General features: G+C 37.8%; 14 protein-coding genes. 5 read left to right on the plus strand and 9 right to left on the minus strand.

From position 1 onward, the window contains the following. Nucleotides 1–12: 12 nt before the first annotated feature. The 5 genes from QM481_RS07540 to QM481_RS07560 all read right to left on the minus strand — a co-directional run bounded on the left by QM481_RS07540 (nt 13) and on the right by QM481_RS07560 (nt 8,060). Complete coding sequence (locus QM481_RS07540) at nt 13–3,462, minus strand: SusC/RagA family TonB-linked outer membrane protein (protein WP_283381293.1); 3,450 nt, start codon at nt 3,460–3,462, stop codon at nt 13–15. A 356-nt stretch (nt 3,463–3,818) separates the two neighbouring features. Further along, nucleotides 3,819–4,931: a FecR family protein gene (locus QM481_RS07545; protein WP_283381294.1), complete on the minus strand. Its 1,113-nt coding sequence runs from the start codon at nt 4,929–4,931 to the stop codon at nt 3,819–3,821. 107 nt (nt 4,932–5,038) lie between these two features. Then, nucleotides 5,039–5,635, minus strand: a complete 597-nt coding sequence (locus tag QM481_RS07550; RefSeq protein ID WP_283381295.1) for an RNA polymerase sigma factor — start codon at nt 5,633–5,635, stop codon at nt 5,039–5,041. 454 nt (nt 5,636–6,089) lie between these two features. Continuing rightward, nucleotides 6,090–6,833, minus strand: coding sequence for a LytR/AlgR family response regulator transcription factor (locus tag QM481_RS07555; protein ID WP_166549066.1), 744 nt, complete (start codon nt 6,831–6,833; stop codon nt 6,090–6,092). A 102-nt stretch (nt 6,834–6,935) separates the two neighbouring features. Next, nucleotides 6,936–8,060 carry a sensor histidine kinase gene (locus tag QM481_RS07560; RefSeq protein WP_166549067.1) on the minus strand — a complete coding sequence of 375 codons (1,125 nt, stop codon included), beginning with the start codon at nt 8,058–8,060 and terminating at the stop codon, nt 6,936–6,938. A 726-nt stretch (nt 8,061–8,786) separates the two neighbouring features. On the opposite strand from QM481_RS07560, the gene QM481_RS07565 reads away from it, so the two are divergent. Both QM481_RS07565 and QM481_RS07570 read left to right on the plus strand, forming a co-directional pair. Beyond that, nucleotides 8,787–10,988 carry a DUF5916 domain-containing protein gene (locus QM481_RS07565; RefSeq protein ID WP_283381296.1) on the plus strand — a complete coding sequence of 734 codons (2,202 nt, stop codon included), beginning with the start codon at nt 8,787–8,789 and terminating at the stop codon, nt 10,986–10,988. 85 nt (nt 10,989–11,073) lie between these two features. Next, nucleotides 11,074–11,430 (plus strand): glyoxalase, encoded by a 357-nt coding sequence (locus QM481_RS07570; RefSeq protein ID WP_283381297.1) that lies wholly within the window; start codon nt 11,074–11,076, stop codon nt 11,428–11,430. Here the strand turns inward: QM481_RS07570 and QM481_RS07575 are convergent. Next, entirely contained in the window at nt 11,406–12,260 is an 855-nt protein-coding gene (locus QM481_RS07575; protein WP_166549070.1) for a DMT family transporter, read from the minus strand. The two genes, QM481_RS07570 and QM481_RS07575, sit on opposite strands and share 25 nt — an antisense overlap. Before the next feature lie 120 nt (nt 12,261–12,380). Here QM481_RS07575 and QM481_RS07580 point away from each other — a divergent pair, with 120 nt between their 5' ends. Next, on the plus strand, nt 12,381–13,415 hold the full coding sequence (locus QM481_RS07580) for a threonine aldolase family protein (RefSeq protein WP_283381298.1): 1,035 nt from the start codon (nt 12,381–12,383) through the stop codon (nt 13,413–13,415). A gap of 383 nt (nt 13,416–13,798) precedes the next feature. After that, complete coding sequence (locus QM481_RS07585) at nt 13,799–14,782, plus strand: c-type cytochrome (protein WP_166549072.1); 984 nt, start codon at nt 13,799–13,801, stop codon at nt 14,780–14,782. A gap of 85 nt (nt 14,783–14,867) precedes the next feature. Here QM481_RS07585 and QM481_RS07590 read toward each other — a convergent pair whose 3' ends face one another. Then, nucleotides 14,868–15,902, minus strand: coding sequence for a UDP-glucose--hexose-1-phosphate uridylyltransferase (locus QM481_RS07590; protein WP_205690736.1), 1,035 nt, complete (start codon nt 15,900–15,902; stop codon nt 14,868–14,870). 84 nt (nt 15,903–15,986) lie between these two features. Further along, complete coding sequence (gene galK / locus QM481_RS07595) at nt 15,987–17,138, minus strand: galactokinase (RefSeq protein ID WP_283381299.1); 1,152 nt, start codon at nt 17,136–17,138, stop codon at nt 15,987–15,989. Between the two features lie 392 nt (nt 17,139–17,530). On the opposite strand from galK, the gene QM481_RS07600 reads away from it, so the two are divergent. Further along, a complete protein-coding gene (locus tag QM481_RS07600; protein ID WP_166549074.1) occupies nt 17,531–18,538 on the plus strand; it encodes a LacI family DNA-binding transcriptional regulator in 1,008 nt (335 codons plus the stop codon). Nucleotides 18,539–18,699: 161 nt separating this feature from the next. Here QM481_RS07600 and QM481_RS07605 read toward each other — a convergent pair whose 3' ends face one another. Continuing rightward, nucleotides 18,700–19,335, minus strand: a complete 636-nt coding sequence (locus QM481_RS07605) for an AlbA family DNA-binding domain-containing protein (protein ID WP_283381300.1) — start codon at nt 19,333–19,335, stop codon at nt 18,700–18,702. Nucleotides 19,336–19,501 lie beyond the last annotated feature (166 nt).

A 19,501-nucleotide genomic window follows, 5' to 3' on the forward strand; every position in this document is an offset into this window, starting at 1 on the left:
AATAAGATTAAACTAAAATTTCAAGTCAAGTCCCACTGACCAAGTACGTGCCTGTGGATATACCCCACGGTCAACACCTGTATCCAAAATTCCTCCTGGGATTTCTGGGTCAAATCCTGAATATCGAGTAAATGTGTAAGCATTTTTCACTTGCGCATAAACACGAATCTTACTAAATACTTTGTTAGATACCCAACTTGTTGGCAAAGTGTATCCTACCTGAATATTTTTGATTTTTACAAAAGAACCATCCTCCACGTATCTGTCTGACACACGGATATTGCTATTGGCATCTACAAAAGAAAAACGAGGGAATTTGGCATCATTTGTTGAGCCTTCGCCTGTCCAACGACCCAAAATACTTCTATCCTTATTTGAGTAAATAGCATTTCTTTCGTAGGCACGATATACATCATTTCCAACAGAAGCGTAGGTAAACATTGTAAAATCAAAGTTTTTCAAACTTAAACTAAGGTTCCAACCCATCGTAAAATCAGGGAATGGATTACCAATTTCTGTTTTATCTAAGTCTGTAATCTTACCATCTTTGTTTACATCCACAAAACGGATATCTCCCGGCACTGCTCCTGTTTGAGTAGGTGCTTCACTGATTTGAGCAGCATTTTGGAATAAACCTGCTGTTTTATATCCATAGAAATACCCTGGCGCATAGCCTTGTTGGAAACGAGTAACGCTTTGAGATTGACCATTGAAATAATTTCCTCCTGGAATAATCGCAGTACCGTCTGAGTTAGTAGCAGTTACTAGGTTTTTAGCTGTTGTAAAAGTAATATTCGTGCTAAACTGCCCTTGTTTCGAGATGGGATAGGTAAAACCTAAGTTCAAATCAATACCATTACTTTTCGTAGAACCGATATTGGCTGTTGGAGGGGCTGCTGTACCCAGATATAACGAAACAGATGGCGTAAACAAAAGACCGTCCACAGATTTATCGAAATAATCAGCAGAAAGTGACCAATATTTGCCAAAACGAGTATCAAAACCTATGTTACTTTGAATCTGCTTTTCCCAGCGCAAAGTAGTATTGGCATAAGAACCAACCGTTGATCCACTCACAAAAGAATTTCCGAAGGTATATCCATTACTGTTGGCATCGCCAGCGTAGCTTGGTCCACCCGAAATAATTCCAACATATTGAGGGCTAACGTTTTCGTTACCAATTGTACCATAACTTCCTCTGATTTTGAGATAGTTAATAAAATCTACATTGAAAAAGTCTTCGCTAGAAACAACCCAGCCCAACGAACCAGCATAGAAGTTGGCAAACTTATTATCGACACCAAATGCGTAAGAACCATCACGACGAGCAGAGAAGGACACCAAATATTTGTCTTTCCAATCGTAATTGACACGTCCAAAATATGAAAGGTTTTTACGGAAATATTGACTATTTCCCATCGAAATAGCATTTACATTATCGGCTGTATTGACACCAGTTGCGGCAGTAATATCAGCAAACTCCCATGAGTTAAATGGTACATCTTGACGAGAACCATTGGTTTCATCACCAGAAACTTTCGCTAAAGAAATACCTGCAACAGTTTCGAAATGGTGTTCATTTGGTAAGGTAAAATTATACGTTCCAAAGGTTTCAAAAGTGTAAGTATTATCGGTACGTTTTGATTCATAGACGCTATTATGACGACCTGTTACGGTTGAACCATCGGCATTCATGGTGTTTTCAACATTGAGTGGACCGTAGAAAGCCAAAGGAGTAAATGATTTGTAAGTATTATTCCAATTAGTATAGCCAAATCTAGAAGCGAGCGTTAGGTTTTTGATTACCTCATATTGCAACTCTAATTTTCCATACCATTTGTTACCATTGCTTTGGTTGTAGTTATTGTCAAGTTTTGTCAAAGGGTTAAAAATCTCCGATAACAACAAATTACTAAACCCATATTTACCCACAGTGTTTGGAGCTGTATTCAACACAGGAACTGTTGGGTCAAAATTGAGTGCACTACCAATAATCGAGTTAAACGAGTTCTCCTGAACGCCAACGCTTTGGATGTTTACAAAGCTAGTATTGGATAATAATTTAACCTTTTTACTAAGTTGAAAAGTCAAATTAGAAGTCAAATTCAAACGGTTGAAATTGGAGTTTTTTCCACCTCCTACAATACCATCTTGACCTGTATAACCTCCAGAAACAAAATACTGAACTTGCTCACTACCTCCACGGACCGTTACATTGTGCGACTGTAAAGCAGCTTCTTTAAAAATTTGCTTTTGCCAGTTTGTTCCAACACCTACACTTGACAAGTCTTTGAAAATCAAACCTCCACCTGCCAATGTACTTCCTTCGTTGAGGATAGCTGCATATTCTGTGGCATTAAGCACGCCAATGGTTTTCATCACTTGTTGTACTCCGTAGTTTGAACTTACCGAAACTTCAGCTTTCTGATTTTTCGCTCCGTTCTTGGTTGTTACTACAATTACCCCATTACCGCCTTTTACCCCATAAATTGCGGTAGTTGCAGCATCTTTCAATACGTTCATTGACTCAATATCTGCCGCATTAATAGCATTCAAATCATTTAATGTTTGCGGAACACCATCGATAATTACTACAGGGTCGGTACCCGAGAATGAAGGAATACCACGAATCAACACCGTTGGCTTTGAACCTGGAGAACCATTGGAAATAATCGTTACACCAGATGCACGACCTTGCAAAGCATCTTCAGGACGGACAGGACGAAGGCGCTCAATATCAGCACCTTTCACTGTGGCAATAGCCCCAGAAACGTTTGTAACCTTTTGAGTACCATATCCAACCACCACTACTTCACCCAAATTTTGAGTATCGGGATTTAGGCTAATATTCACGGTAAATCTATTACCCACTACTACTTCAGCTTTGATATACCCTACTGAAGAAACCACCAAAACGGCCTTTTCATCAGGAACGGTCAAAGTGTAATTACCTTGTTCGTCAGATACAGTACCTTGATTAGTTCCCTTTATAGCAATACTCACCCCGGGAATTCCATCACCTTTTTCGGCGTCGGTAATTTTTCCTTTGATGGTTTGAGCTATTGCTGTGGTCACTTTGTTTTCTAAAAAACCTCCTAACTCTGTACGCTTTAGTAGAATTTTTCGATCAACAACTTCGTATGATATTTTAAGAGGTTTCAAAAGACTTTCTAGCAACGTAGAAAGCTTTTCTTTCTTAGCTGAAATAGAGACTTTTCGCCCAGAAGCAATAAGCTGAGGGCTATACATGAATTTCACATGAGCTTCTTGCTCAAGTGTTTCCAACACTTTTTCAAAAGCCTGATTAGTAGAGACAATGCTCACTTTTTGGTCTAGTAAATCTTGAGCTTTTACATTCCCAGCATTGGCAATTGACATGCACAAAACTGAGACAATCATCTGCACGAAGGAGATTCGCATAATCTTGATTGGAATCTTAGTGAATTGTCGTTTTTTTGACATAATTTTGATTGGTTAGTTGAAAAACTGACATAAAGCATCCTGTCCATCAAAAATCTTGATGAAAAGCCTGAGAAACTTTCGGATGTACATGAATAAGTCGATGGTGTTGGTAGCACCGTCGGCTTTTTTATTTGAGCGAGATTTCAATTATCTCTCCACTCATAGGAGGTGATTTTGATTTATAGAAAAAAGGCATTTAGAGTAAATTTGAGATTGTAGATTGTTTTTGATTGATAAAAAATAAGTTTAGCTAGCAACTATTGGGCTTTCGGCTTTCAGCTATGGGCTCTCGGAAAAACTTTTTCAAGAATGCACAAAACTGTGCTTATGGCTTACAGCTTAATGCCTAAAGCCTCTTAATTACAAGCCTTTCCGTGAATGACTACTTTTCCATCTTGTACTTCATAAGTAGCCTCAATTACAGAGCAAATCAATTTTAGCTTTTCAGGTAAAGGCTCGTCACCCAAAGATGCTGTAAGTTCACACGCCGACATCAGTTGTTGATCATAGTCAATTTCTACATGGTAAGTTGATTCTAACATTTCGAATACTTCTGACAATGGAGTGTGTTTAAACTCAAAGCTTTGGGTTTGGATACTTGGTAAGTCATGAATCATTTGTGCTGAAACATTGGCCTTTTGTAAAGCTAATTTTTCTCTGATTAAAGTAATTTGTTGATTAGGTATCAAGGTAGCTTGGGCAGTTATCGCCTCTATTGCTTGAGGTTGCTGAGCGTCCTTTGCAGTATATACCCACACTTTACCTGTCTTTACAATTACCTTTACTTGTGTATCATTGGCAAATGCTTTAATAGTAAAACTCGTTCCGAGCACTTTGGTTATTAATTCGTTGGCATATACTAAAAAAGGTTGTTGAGGATTTTTAGCTACCTCAAAAAAAGCTTCTCCAGACAACACCACCGCACGCACAGAATCATCAAATTGAGAAGGATAACTTAGTCTACTTTTGGGTTGTAAAATCACCGAACTGCCATCAGGTAACGTAATCACCATTGGTTCGGATGATTTATTGAACATTTCAACCATATTGGATTTATTCACTATCGTTGCAACAGTTTTGGTATATAGCTCTGATGGTCTATTGCCCCAGTAATCATAGGCATACCAAGTAAGTCCCACAATGGCAATAATACTGGCAGCCCAACGGATTAACTTCGTGGTAGACCAAATTGGGCGAATGATAGGCTTGCTTTGCGCTTCTCGCTGATTGGCAGCGGCTACTATTTGCGCCACAGCATGATCTATCTCATCTTCAGAAATTTCCTCTTGAGCATTTTTTAGCGTGATTACAATTTTTTGAGCCTTCTCAATTACTTCTGATTTTTCTGGATTTTGCGATAACCAGTTTTTCCAGAACGCTGAAGAATCGGGCGTAGGCTTCAATACCCATTCCCGAAAGAATGCGTCCATTGCAAAATCATTAGCTGAAAAGTTTTTGTAATCGAACATAGAATATCTTGTATTTTTCGCACTTTGCTAGTAATAGCCTTTGCTCATACTCAGATACTCACTTTGGAAGTTATTTTTTTGAAATATTTTTTCTAAAAAAGAAAAAACTATTGAAGTCTGACGTTAAAGTGCAGATAATAAAGAAGATAGACTGCCAATTGCCAATTTTGTTTTAGATTATGAATTGCTCTTTGTAATAAATTAGAAACAGATTGCTTATTCATATCCATAATTTCAGCAATTTCTTCGATGCTTAGTGTTTCGTAGAATTTGAGAAAAATCACTTCTTGTTGTCTCTTAGGAAGGTTATTTAAGACACTTCTTACTTTTTGCTCATTTTCTGCAAAAAGCTCCAACGCAATAATGGTAGACTCTACATTGGTATTTTCCGAAAAGGGCGACTCTGTATCAAAATCATCTAAGACCCATTTCTTTTCTTGATTGAGCTTTTTGAACAGATTATGCTTTAGTGATTTTAATAAATAGATGGTCACAAAAGGTGAAGATTGTAGATTTTCGCGCTGATCCCAGAGGTATAAAAATAAGTCCTGAATACAATCTTTGATGAGCTCTCTATCCTTTGTAAACTTCGTCGCATAGTTGTAAAGTACACGGTAATGCTCACTAGCTAACTGCCCTAGTGCTTCACTATCGCCACTTTTAAATGCCAGCCAAAGTTGTGTATTCCTTAGATTACTATCCATAGATTCCTCTTTACATCCCAGCGCAAAACTACCAGTAAATTGTATAATAACTGCAATTAGTGTTACTTTTTTAAAGAGCTTATCCTGCTTATAGAATTGAGTGATTTGTGATTTAGTGATTGAGCGATTATGCTAAATATCGTATTTGCTGCTGTAGAAATGTCATACTTTACTTACTTATACGATTCATATTCAGCATTATACCATCAAAACATGAGTTATTCTTCATTGAGTGAGTTGAGATAGAGTGAATTATAAAAATTTGTATTCTAGCAGTAGAGACGCAATGATTGCGTCTTGAGCCGAGTTGGATATACCGTAGTATCATCAAAAAAGCGGTCAGAAAAATAATTTCTGACCGCTTTTTTGATGATATTAAGAGAATTATCTATTTCAGATTTCTGATGTTGGATTTATCTCCTAGTTAGGATTTTTCGATAATACGCCTAAGAACTTACTTCACTGCCAAAACTCCTGTTTTATATATTTTTTCAAGAATATCTTCTCTAAAACTTCTTCCAATAGGCAATGAGCGATTGTTGACAATCAGGTCATTAGCCTCAATAGAAGTAACTTTATGAATAGCCACAATAAAAGATTTATGAATACGAGCAAAGTCATCTTCTGGTAGTATCTCTCCAATCCCATTCATAGTTTGATAAGTCACATAAGATTCGGTAGTCGTGTGAACGCGTATATAATCTTTCAAGCTTTCGATAAACAAAATTTCATTGAAATATACTTTTACAATACGTTTATCAACCTTAATAAACATCGCTTCGGGCTTACCCGCAGGCGCTTGTGGTTTAAAGGCATTTGCCTCGGTAACTAAGTCGATCTCTTCAGATTTTTGTTGAACTTTATTTACAGCTTTCACAAATCGCTGAAAAGGAATCGGCTTTACCAGATAATCAATCACATCTAATTCATAACTTTCTACTGCGTAATCGCGGTAGGCAGTTGTAATAATAACCTTTGGAGGGTTATGTAAGCTTCTTAGTAGTTCTAATCCATCCAAGGTTGGCATTTCTATATCCAAAAACAAAAGGTCAATACCTCCCTTTTGGAGTAGATTAAATGCCTGAATGCCATTTTCACAACGCCCTACAAGCTCCAATCCCTCTACTCGCTGGATAAAAGTCTCAAGCACGTCAAGGGCTAATGGCTCATCATCTACAATTAGCGTTTTTAATTTCATATAAATCTAGTTTTGGGAAATATCTTCAAACCATCTACGGTACAACATTCAGCTAAATGACCTAAAATTGGGTTTAAATCCAATTTCAAACTCATTACTTCTCTATTTAACTGACCGTGATTCATTTAATATAGTCGGCTCAAATGGCAACTCTAAACTGATAGAATATTCCTTGGCTGTTGGTAATATTTCTAACTTGTAGTTGTTGCCGTACAAAAGATCAAGACGGCGTTTTACATTTTTCAGTCCTAAGCCTTTATGTTTTTTTCGAGAAGACTGATTTTCAAAACGTGGATTTGTAACCCCAAAAACCAGCTTATCTGCATCTATATTCAGTAAGATTTTCAAATGAATCTCACCTGTCTCGTGTGAAGTGCCATGTTTAAACGCATTTTCAATAAATGGTAATAGCAACAAAGGAGGTATCTTCTTTTTATCTACCTCACCCACAATGTCAAATGCTAAGTGTAGGCGCTTTCCAAATCGCAGTCCCTCCAAATCCAAATAGTTTTTGATATGTTCTACTTCCTTACGGAGAGTGGTTTCCAAACTATCTGACTCGTACAACATATAGCTCATCAAATCTGAAAGCTTCACAACAACCTCAGGCGCAAGATCTGATTTTTTCAAGGTCAATGAATATAAATTATTCAGGGTATTGAAGAAAAAGTGTGGTTGAATCTGCGATTTCAAGAACTCCAATTCATTCTTAAGATTCTGTTTTTCAAGGTCCTTAATCCTTTCTTGATGCCCAATCCAATCTTTGGTCAACTTAATACCAGTGGTCATCCCAAATACCGAAATCATATCAAACATTCTCTTTACGGTTGGCTTTGGGTCAAACAAAATATCTGAACGGTAACCAACAGGGCAATAGTTGATATAAATCAAATGGTTAATCAATGTTTGAAAGCAGGCTACCGCCAACAAAGTAGAGCCTGTCAACAAGACCACATATTGAAGATATTTGCCCTTCAATAAAAATTTTGGAATGAAATAATAGATATTACCGTATACAAGGGTCAGGTAAAAAGGAAATTTGACAGCAAACTCAAAAAAAGCTTCTGAATAGTCGTCCTTCAAAAAACCTAGATAAAGCGTATTGTACAAGCTAATTACTATCCAGAAAAGCGTATGATAAACAGCTCGTCTGGCCAGAACTTTCTTTAGCGGGATATCCTGTAAAATAACAGTGCGTGTATGATTGAGAGCGGCTGATGTTTCCAAAGTAATGTTTTAATATGTGTAAACAAGAATTTCTGATAAAATTCTGTATTTCAACTTCGTATAAAAATCCAATTCTATTTTGTCTGTATCCAAAATCTTACCTAAGGCTATTTCTTGGTAATCTTGTTTATCAAAATTAAGAATAATCCTTTGTGTAAAAAACGCCCTAGGTCAAAAAATAAAAGCTTTTTCGACAAACAACTCCGAAGGAATGATAAGTGCCTTCTGGGCTCAAAACGTCATTGGTCGAGTACTTATTCAAGCTTGGCGAATAAATTTAGCGGTTAGTCCTAATAATATGATTTTTGCAAGAAGTTTTTTGGTTACACTTCGTTTAACAAACTTGTTGAGGTTCTTCTGAACGTAGCGAATGGACTGGTGAGACATCCATTTTGTGAATCTCAACTTTGGTTAAAAGATTAAAATTAATTTGGTTAGGGGTTAGGGACTTAGCTTTGCTTTGTCCCTAATTTTATGCGCAATTTGCTTGTAGCATTCAGGTATTAGCTTGTGGGCGACGGTCATAATTTTCCTTGAGAAGTTGCCGCTTTACGCATGCTAATTTCAAATCAAAAAAAAGAGTTAGTACGTTAATTGACAAACGATTACTCCTCTATTCTAATTGCCATTCAACACAAATTTGAAACGTCTTTTAATAAGTTTTTAGAACTTTACTTTTCCAAAAAATTAACCTCTTTCTTCCATCAACAAGTAAATTTTATCAGTATGTTAAAGCTTTTACAGCTAGGAAGCCTTTTGCTTTTTTCATCATGGGCATTGGCTCAAAATACCTTCACGCCACAACAACCTCGACAAAAAACCATAGCAAAGAGCATTGCCAAACCCTTAAAAATAGATGGTAAGCTCGATGAAGCAGAATGGAGTGAAGCCCCCACCATAAATCTTGAATTTGAAGTAGAGCCACATCAAGGACAAAAAGCCAAACAAAATACTTCGGTCAAGCTGCTTTACAACAAAGATTTCTTGTACATCGCTGGTATTTGTCATGATTCTTTAGGGAAAAAGCTATTACGAGCACCTGATTTTCGTCGAGATTTTGAACCTCGCAATCACGATTCTTTTGGTATTACAATTGACGGTTTCAACGACAAACGCAATGCCATGACGATGATTACCAATCCTTATGGTACGCAGCGTGACTTGCTTGCCTTCGACGACCGTCTTTATGATGTAGACTGGGATGGGCTTTGGCGTGTACGTACCTCTCGCTCCGACTCTGGTTGGGTGGCCGAAATGGCCATTCCTTGGCAAACACTTCGTTATCCTAAAAATCAACAAACGCATTCGTGGGGAATTAACTTTTTCAGAAATCGTCGTTCGAGTAACTCCACGTATTCTTGGTCGCCATATCCACGCTCTTTTTCAGTCAATCGTATGGAATACGCTGGGGTTTTGGATAGCCTCTTGGCGCCTCCACCCTCTGTGACAAATATCCGAGCTATTCCTTATATGCTCTATGCTTACGATAACTACAAAGGAACCGACTATGAAAAACAAGGTGGTTCTGGGACTTTTAAACCTGGCGGAGAAATCAAATGGGCGATAAATCCCAACACCGTTTTGGATTTAACGTTTAATACTGATTTTGCCCAAGCAGATGCCGATCGACAAGTTAATAATGTCACACGTTTTTCAGTTTTCTTTCCAGAACGTCGTCAGTTTTTTCTTGAAAATGCTTCTTTATTTGGCGTAGGCTTGTCACCCATTGAAGATTTGGCGGGTGGCGCTATGCGTATTCAACCATTTTTTAGTAGAAGAATTGGCTTAGATGCCAACGCTCGTCCTGTACCAATAGAAGTTGGTGCAAGAATGGTATATCGCTCTGAAAAAAGGAATTTTGGTGCCATCGCAATCCGTCAGAACGATGGAGGAAGTATTGGTAATACCGATTTTTTTGTAGGAAGATTTTCTGAAAATATTGGCTCTCAAAACCGTATTGGAGCACTTTTTACCCTCAAAAATACCAACGACTATAACAACCTGACTGGTGCTGTAGATGGCTTTTTCCGTCTGTCCAACGTACTTTCTTTGAGTTCGATGGCAATGTTTTCTAAAAACTCCAACGAATCAAACACAGGTTTAGCAGCGTATAATCAGTTGCATTATCGTAATAATCAGGTGGTGGCGTGGTACACGCAATCATACGTCAGCAAGGACTATAACCCTGAAATGGGCTTTGTGTCCAGAAACGATGTATTGAGCAATACGCCAGGATTTTATTTGACCGTTCGTAAACCGTGGTTGCCAAAATGGGTACGTAGCTTCGAGCCTGGCGTATTTATCGAATATTATCACCAAGCCTCCACAGGGCATTTGCAGGAGCGTCAACTTAATTTTAACCCTATTTGGGTCAATCTTCAATCTGGAGGGTTTGCAGGTATTTTTTATGCCAACTATTACCAGCGACTTGACGAATCTTTTGCTCCTTTGGACATCGAGATCAAACCTGCTGAATACAATTACAATCGCTACACACTTTATTTGGGTAGCGACCAGTCGAAAAAGATTTCTTATTTCCTAAACCACGAACGAGGAGGATATTATGATGGAAGTTTGAACTATACCTCTTTTAGTTTGAGACTTGCGCCTTCGCCTCATTCGTCCTTTAATCTAGGTTTTGAAAACAATGATTTTAAAGAAGTGGGTATTCTCAAAGAATCTAAAAGCGTGCAGCTTTATAGCATAGAAGGACGTTTGGCGCTGAATCCACGTTTGCAATTGATTGGTTTTTATCAAAAAAATACCCAAAACAATCGAGATACTTTCAATGTTAGATTTTCGTGGGAATATCGCCCACTATCATACATTTATTTAGTATTCAACCAAAGAGGATTTACAGGCACCGATTTTACCAAACAGCAAGAACAACATTTGATTAGTAAAATATCTTATTTGAAGCAGTTTTAGGTAAAATTTTAGGGAGAAAAATTAGCTTTTTCTCCCTAAATATTAACTAGCAGTAAAGACTCTTTGGAAGTATAAAAAAGTACTTATGCGTCCAGAAATCATCACACAACCCAGCGAGTCTGTTGTAGAAAACTTTCAAAATCAAACACTCAGACCCATTCTCAAGCAACAAAATGAGCTATTACTAGCCATTTTTCAACAATATATTTCCGTTAGAAAGGGTGCGTTTTATAAATTATCCGAAACAGAACAACTAGAATATATTAGTCATTCGGTGAAAAGAGATATGAAGTTTAAGCATTACCTTGAAGGTATCATTTCAGGGCATTTTACACTTGAAGAATATCGACTTTTTTTAGAAAATGAAGAAGAATTGACCAAGCGTCTTATCAATCTTTTGGTGCAAAGATTACAATCTCAACTACGTTTGTTAACTAGGTAAATACCGAGCATTACTATCAAACCACCCACAATTTGTTCAGTTCTTAAAACCTCATCGAGTAAAAAATAAGAAATAATAGCAGTTAATACAGGTTGAAGTAATAAGGTAGGCGACACTACCGCCGCAGGAATGTGCCCTAAAGCGTAGTTGATTGATAACCAACCAATCAAGTGACATATCACTCCCATTCCGACAAAAGCCCACCATGTCTGGGTATCAAAATGGAGTAATTGCCAATCGCCAAACCAGCAAATTCCCCAAGAAAGTATCAAACAAGGAATGAGTGACCAAGCCATAAAATTGACGGTATCTATGCCTCCTCTGACTTTTTGCGTCACTAGCATATACCCAGCATAAAATACAGCCGCCGTTATCGCCATTAAATGTCCAATGCCTACGCTTTGATTTTGGGCTAAATCTTTTCCTGCTACAATAAAAATACCTAGCAAAGAAACTCCTAATCCAAACCAATAACGTCTTGAAAGGGATTGTTTGAAGAAAAACATAGCCCCCAAGCCCACAAAAACAGAGGCATTATTGGCTAATAAAGTAGATACTGAGGCAGATGTTTTGAGAATAGAGATATTCCAAAAAGACATATCGAGCACAAACAAAAGACCGCCCAGACCAATCCAACTCAGCGTTTTGGTAGAAGGTACTTTCACCCCCTTGATAAACCAAATAGGAAGCAGTCCTACAAAACAAAAAAAGTAGCGGTAAAAACCCGAAGTTAACGCTGGCGCATGAGCCACTTTGACAAATATTGCCGACCAGGCAATACAAAATACGCCCAATAATAGGCATAGATAAGCTTTAGTAAGTTGATTCAAGGTATTGATTAGTTTGTAAACAGAAGTTGTAATTTTTTCACTTCTCCAAAATTAAGTAAATTGCCGAAAATCCAGATAGCAATTTTTGTAAACAATTCATTATCATCAACTACTTTCCCCATGAGTCAATTAAGACCTTTAGAATTACGAAGCGATACTTTTACCAAGCCCACTCCAGCCATGCTCGAAGCCATGTTTAGCGCTGAAGTTGGCGATGATGTTTTTGAGGAAGATTATACCGTCAAAAAACTAGAATCCAAAGCTGCTGAAATGTTTGGTTATGAAGCTGGTTTGTTTTGTACGTCGGGCACTATGACCAACCAAATTGCCATCAATGTCCACGTCAACCAAGGTGACGAGGTGATTTGTGATGCCCTTTCGCATGTGTATTTGTATGAAGGCGGTGGTATTGCCTCTAACTCATCGGCATCTGTGAATTTGCTTCATGGCAATAGGGGACGAATCACGGCTGAGCAAATCATAGATGTGATTCAGCCAGACAATTTACATCACCCTGTTTCTAGATTGGTATCTTTAGAAAATACAGTAAACAAAGGTGGTGGTGCGTATTACGATATTCAAGAGATTGTTAAAATTAAGGAAGTCTGTGATGCCCACAATATGGCTCTTCACTTAGATGGGGCACGTATTTTTAATGCTTTAGTCGAAACGAAGGAATCTCCCAAGCAATATGGTGAACTGTTTGACTCTATGTCGATTTGCCTTTCAAAAGGGCTTGGTATTCCTGTAGGTTCTATTTTATTGGGTACTAAAGACTTTATCAAGAAGGCTCGTCGTGTGCGTAAACGTTGGGGAGGCGGTTGGCGTCAAGCTGGTTATTTGGCGGCAGCTGGGATTTATGCTTTGGATAATCATGTCGATAGACTCACTGAAGACCATCAGCGTGCAAGAGCTATTGGTGCATTGATGTCTCAAAAATCAGAGGTATTGGAAGTATTACCTGTGGATACCAACATTGTCATTTTTACTTTGGACAATGGTATTTTATCTTCTGACTATGTCAAAAAATTAGCCGATGTAGGCATCAAAGCTGCTACTTTTGGCAAACATCAAGTCCGCTTTGTGACGCATTTAGATTTTACAGACCAAGATTTAGAAGAATTTTCGGTAAGAATAAAAAAGGATATTTTGTAAATATTAATTTTCCCAGCAATAGGCTTTAAGCTAAAAGTTTAAAAGTGTTTCTAATGAAACTATGAATATATTTTTGCCTAAAACTTATCTGTGCAAAATAAAATTTAATAAGCAAAATCACCTTGTTTCCCTTTGTAAAAGCGCCGTAGGTACGAAAGACTTCAAAATAGTTTGATTTCTGTCGCACCTACGGCGCTGATGAATTGAACTGCCTTTGTTCCTTTTTTTAACAATAAGAATCCGCCCTACAACAACACAATCAACTCATTTACAAACAGATACCACTTAATAAGATTCAAATAGTTTGGTTGGATATTTATACTTTTTTTAGGTATTTAAGACAATGTCTCTCATAAACCCTACAAAGTATAACCCCAAAAACTATGAAGAAACTAGCAAAAATTCTTGTATTACTTTTAACAGTAGTCCTGATTGGCATCGTCGGAATCCTCTCTTATGTATCCTTTGCTTTACCCGATGTAGGACCTCCCCCAGAAATAAGTATTAAACCCAACGCCGCTTCCATCGAAAATGGTCGATATTTGGCAAATCACGTGGCAGTTTGCATTGATTGTCATAGTACGAGAGATTATACCCTATTCGCTGCCCCTCCTATTGCAGGTACAGAAGGTAAAGGCGGAGAGACCTTCGATCATCGATTGGGCTTTCCTGGAAGTTATACTGCCAAAAATATCACTCCCTCAGGTATAGGAAATTGGACTGATGGTGAAATTTACAGAGCTATGACCACTGGTGTGAGTAAAGATGGGCATGCACTTTTTCCTATCATGCCATACCCTTACTATGCCTCAATGGATCCACAAGATGCCAATGATATTATTGCCTATATCAGGACCTTAAAACCTCTGGACAATACTCCTCCTTCTTCTACTTCGGACTTTCCGATGAATTTTATCATTAATACTATTCCTCAAAAAGCTAAAGCTATGTCCAAACCTAGTGAAAATGATATTTTAAAATATGGCGAGTACTTGATTACAGTGGCTTCTTGTAGAGAATGTCATACAAAACCAGATGGTAAAGGAGGAAAAGTTCCAGAAATGGATTACGCAGGAGGGTTTGAGTTTCCAATGCCAGGATTTGGCAAGTTGGTTTCACCAAATATTACCCCAGACAACGAAACGGGTATAGGAAAATGGACCAAAGAAGCTTTTGTCGCAAGATTTAAAGCATACTCTGATAGCACCTATCAATCACAGAAAGTAGAGAAAGGACAATTTCAGACTATGATGCCTTGGACGATGTACAGTGGTATGAAGGTAAAAGATTTAGAGGCAATTTATACCTATCTTAAAAGTATAAAACCTGTAAAAAATAAGGTGGTAAAATTTACTTCAGAAATATAAACATACTGAGCATTTTGTGATTGGGTGCTTGGATATTATTCAAATAATTAATACTCAAGCACTCAATCACAATGCACTAACTCACTCAGTTTTTATAATGCACTTCTGGTAAATCTCTTAAAATTGATGCACTTTTTTCTGCTGAAATATCTCTTTGTGGGTTGGCTAACATTTCATAACCTACCATAAATTTCTTCACAGTTGCCGAGCGTAGTAAAGGCGGATAAAACACAAAATGCCAATGCCATTCATCGTGAGGCAAACCATCGGTTGGTGCTTGGTGAATACCCGCCGAATATGGAAATGATGTTTCGAAAAGATTATCATATTTCACGGTCAAACGCTTGTAAGCATTTGCCAAGGCATCACGCTCTTCGGAAGTCATATCGCTGATACGTGCCATTTTACGCTTTGGAATCAACATAGCTTCGAAAGGCCACACCGCCCAGAAAGGTACCAAAGCAACAAAATGCTCGTTTTCGAACAATACACGCTCTTTTTTCTCTAACTCTTTTTCCAAATAATCCGCCAAAAGCGAACGGTTGTGTTTTGCCCAATATTTAGCTTGTGCATTTTGTTTCTTTAACGGTTCGTCAGGAATACCACTTTGCGCCCAGATTTGTCCGTGTGGATGTGGGTTTGAACATCCCATGACAAAGCCTTTATTTTCAAAGATTTGAACGTAATTGATAAAATCCTTTGCACCTAAAGTATTGTACTCGTCAACCCAAGCATCAACTACCGCACGAATTCCCTCTTCTGACATTTCTGGAACAGTAAGGTTGTGAGCAGGTGAAAAACAAATCACACGACCTACACCTCTTTCAGTTTTTGCCAAAAACAATTCGCCATCTTCGTACTTTTCGTCTGGCGTATCTTTTAGCAAAGCTGCAAAATCATTGTCGAAAACGTACACTTGCTCATAATTTGGATTTACTTCGCCATTGGCACGGGTATTTCCTGCACACAAATAGCAATCAGGATCATGTGCTGGACGTTCGTCATTCGCTAATTTTTCTACCTGACCCTGCCAAGGACGTTTGGCACGGTGTGGTGACACTAATACCCAACTTTCGGTAAGTGGGTTATATCTACGATGTGGATTTTCGTCGAAATTCATAAATAGTTTTAAGCTGTTAGCAAAAAGCTTTGAGCTTTTTTATTTTTTATCAAGTCGAAATTTTACTAATCTACAAGACTGATTTTAAACTAATTCTGTTCCGTTAGTGAGTGCTACTACATAATACACCAACTCACGGTTATACTCTTTTTGATAAGCCTCTGTTAATTGTGCAATAAGAGCGTCTAATTGAGCTTTTTCGACAATATTAACAGTACAACCGCCAAAACCACCTCCCATCATTCGAGAGCCAATGACAGCAGGGTTATCTTTGGTTTGGTCTACCAAAAAGTCTAATTCTGGGCAACTTACTTCATAATCATGTTGTAAACCATGGTGGGTTTCATACATTTTTTGTCCAAAAGTTGCCAAATCATATTGCGATAACGCCTCACAAGCAACCTCCACACGCTCAATTTCTCCAATTACATATTTGGCACGACGATACACAACGTCAGTCATTGAAGCCTGCACTTGAGCCAACATATCGAATGATACATCTCTCCAAGATTTAACCTCAGGGAAATGAGTTGCAATCAAACCTAAACCCTCTTCACACTCCAAACGACGAGTATTATATTCAGAATCTCCCAAAGAGTGTTTTACACCTGTATTACACAAAACAACAGCATGTTCAGGCAAAGCAATAGGGAAATATTGGTAAGAAAGGTCACGACAATCCAAACGAATTACTGAGTCTTTTTTACCAAACATTGAAGCAAACTGGTCCATAATACCACAGTTTACACCAACGAAATTATTTTCAGCAGCCTTCGAAATTTGCACCATTTGCAAAGTCGACAAGCCTAATTCATAGATATAGTTGATTGCAAAAGAAAGACCCGTTTCGACAGCCGCTGATGAAGAAACTCCCGCTCCCAAAGGAATATCGCCTCCGAAAACCAAATTAAAACCACCAAACTGCTTACCTGCTTTTTGAAGCTCGTCTACCACTCCAATCAAATAATTACACCAAGAATACTCTGATGCAACAGGATTATCGACCGAAAAAACGGTGGCACTATCCAAATCGAAAGCAACTACATGGCATTCCTTGTCGGCACGTGGAGAGATAGAAAAGTAAATAGCTTTGTCGATACTGGCAGGCAATACATAGCCATCGTTGTAGTCGGTGTGCTCGCCAATGAGATTGATACGACCAGGAGCACGAACAGTAATAGTTGGTTCAGCCGAGAAAGTATCGACAAATTTTTTGATGATTGATTCCGGATACATGTTAATTTGTTTCAAAAAGATTGCATAAGGTAAGATGACATTTGGTTGGTACTTTTCGGTGATTTTCAAAAAGAAAAGTTCATACCTTCTAAAAACAACACGCTTGTCACCGTAGGCCAAACAAGAGGAAAAGCCTTCAAAGCAAAGACTTTTTTATCAATTGGCACAATTGGATGTTCAAAGGAATCAATTTTTTGAGCAAAAAACTAACATAGCAGATTGGGTAGAGTCTCATTTTAACAAATCTTAAGTAAAATGGGCTGTAAAGGGTATAATCAAACATTTGCACAGATTTGCACAATTCAGGGAATCGTAATTCCTACTAAGACTATTGCAGGAATGTTTGTAATTTAGCAGTTCCATAAGCCAAGGCTTGGGACTTCCTGAAAAATATGCAAAAGACACAAGTTACTATCAAACATATAGCGCAAGCGTTGAATATTTCGATTTCGACGGTTTCACGCGCATTACAAAATCATCCACGAATTGGTTTGAGAACAAAAGAAAAAGTTTTTGAAATGGCACAAAAACTCAACTACGTCCCAAACCCTGCAGCGATTTTGCTCAAAAAGAATAAAACCTATACAATTGGCGTTGTTCTTCCTCACTTACAAGAAGAGTTTTTTTCACAAGCGATTACAGCCATTGAAGATGTTATTTCAGCAGAAAATTATAATGTAGTCGTTAGTCAATCTCGTGATAAATTAGAAAGAGAAAATAGAGCAATCAAATCCTTCATCAGTAGCCGTGTCGATGGCGTTATTGCTTCTATTTCGGCCGAAACTACTCAGTATTACCAGTTTAGAGAATTAGAAAAATATGGTATCCCAATTGTATTTTTTGATCGTGCACCCAAAGATGTTGCTGTCAATAAAGTAAGAGGCAATATTGCCGATGCTGCTTTTGAAGTAATTGATTTTTTGGCAAAAAAAGGGATTAAAAAAGTAGCTATTCTGAATGGTCCTGCCAGTTTAGAAATCTCTGACGAACGCTTAATGGGTTATTGGGGAGCTATGAAAAAATTCAATCTTCCAATTATTCAAAACTATATCAAATCTACAGATTTGAGTAAAGAAGATACGACAAAAAAGATGATTGAGTTGTTGAATGGAGATGAATTGCCAGAGGCCGTTTTCTGCTTCAATGACTATGTAGCATTGTATGCCATGCAAGCTTGTAAACAAAAAGGTCTTGTTCCCAACAAAGATATCATGTTTGTAAGCTTTGCGAATCTTCCCATTACTACCTATCTCGACAATCCTCCGCTAGCTTCGGTAGAACAGTTTGCGTATCAAATGGGAGAAAAGGCAGCACAACTGCTGTTAAAAATTATCCACGCAGAAAAAGAAACGCTTGATCCTGAAGATATTGTAGTAAATACCAAGCTGATTATACACTAAATTTTACTGTAGGCAATAAGCTGTAAGCACTAGGCAGAAAATCTTCTCAGCCATTGTTGGTCTTTGGACCATATCCTGACGGCTATGGTCAAAAGACCAACAATGGCAAAAAACAGAAATCCCAAATCTGAAATAGTTAGATATTTGTCATAAGGCACAGATTATAGTTGTTTTAGCACAAACTGCGGAGGTCGCTGTTTGGATAACATCAGTAAAATGCCTTCGTATGTTAAGGTTTCTAATAGCTTTTTAGCGCGGTATTCCGAAATATTGACCAACTTAGCATATTCTTTTGCCGACACTCTTTTATTTTTCTTCAAAAACGCCATCAAGTATTTTACATTTTGTTGTTCCAACAATTCGCTTTCTACCGTTTTGTCAGTCTTATCTAAAATTTGAGACATTTCTTTAGAAACTGGAGTCGTTTGGTCGTTGGCGCGAACATAAACAGTCCGATTGCCTTTTTCGTCCAAAGCTTCATGCGGTTTATCAGAACTTTCGTCAATCTCTACGACCAAAACTTTTTTCCTGTTTTCCCACATAATAGCGCGATAACGAATATCGATAGAGGGAATGATCAAATGTTCGGCAGCCTCAGCCAACTTAGTCATTTCTTCTAACTCGGAGCACCCTTTTACGGTACGGTCGTCGTTAATGCCAATCAAAAGGGTACCTCCCGCAGTATTGGCAAATGCCGAAAGGGTACGTGCTATTTTAAAAGGACTATCTATTTTACTTTTAAACTCTAACTGAGAAGATTCTCTTTGAGTTAAATATTTGGTTAAGATTTCTGACATTTTATCAAATTAAACAAGCCATATTCTGCTGTTTACAGGGAGTTAACTTTTTCTAATCAATTTTGAAGTTATGAAAATCGTTTTTAACACGAAGTGTTATTTTATGCAAAGATACATATTAGCATCGTCTATCAGTTCGAAATAGTAGGATGTAAAGTAGTTTTTC

The sequence above is a fragment of the Flectobacillus rivi genome, from assembly GCF_030056655.1.
GTDB lineage: Bacteria > Bacteroidota > Bacteroidia > Cytophagales > Spirosomataceae > Flectobacillus > Flectobacillus rivi.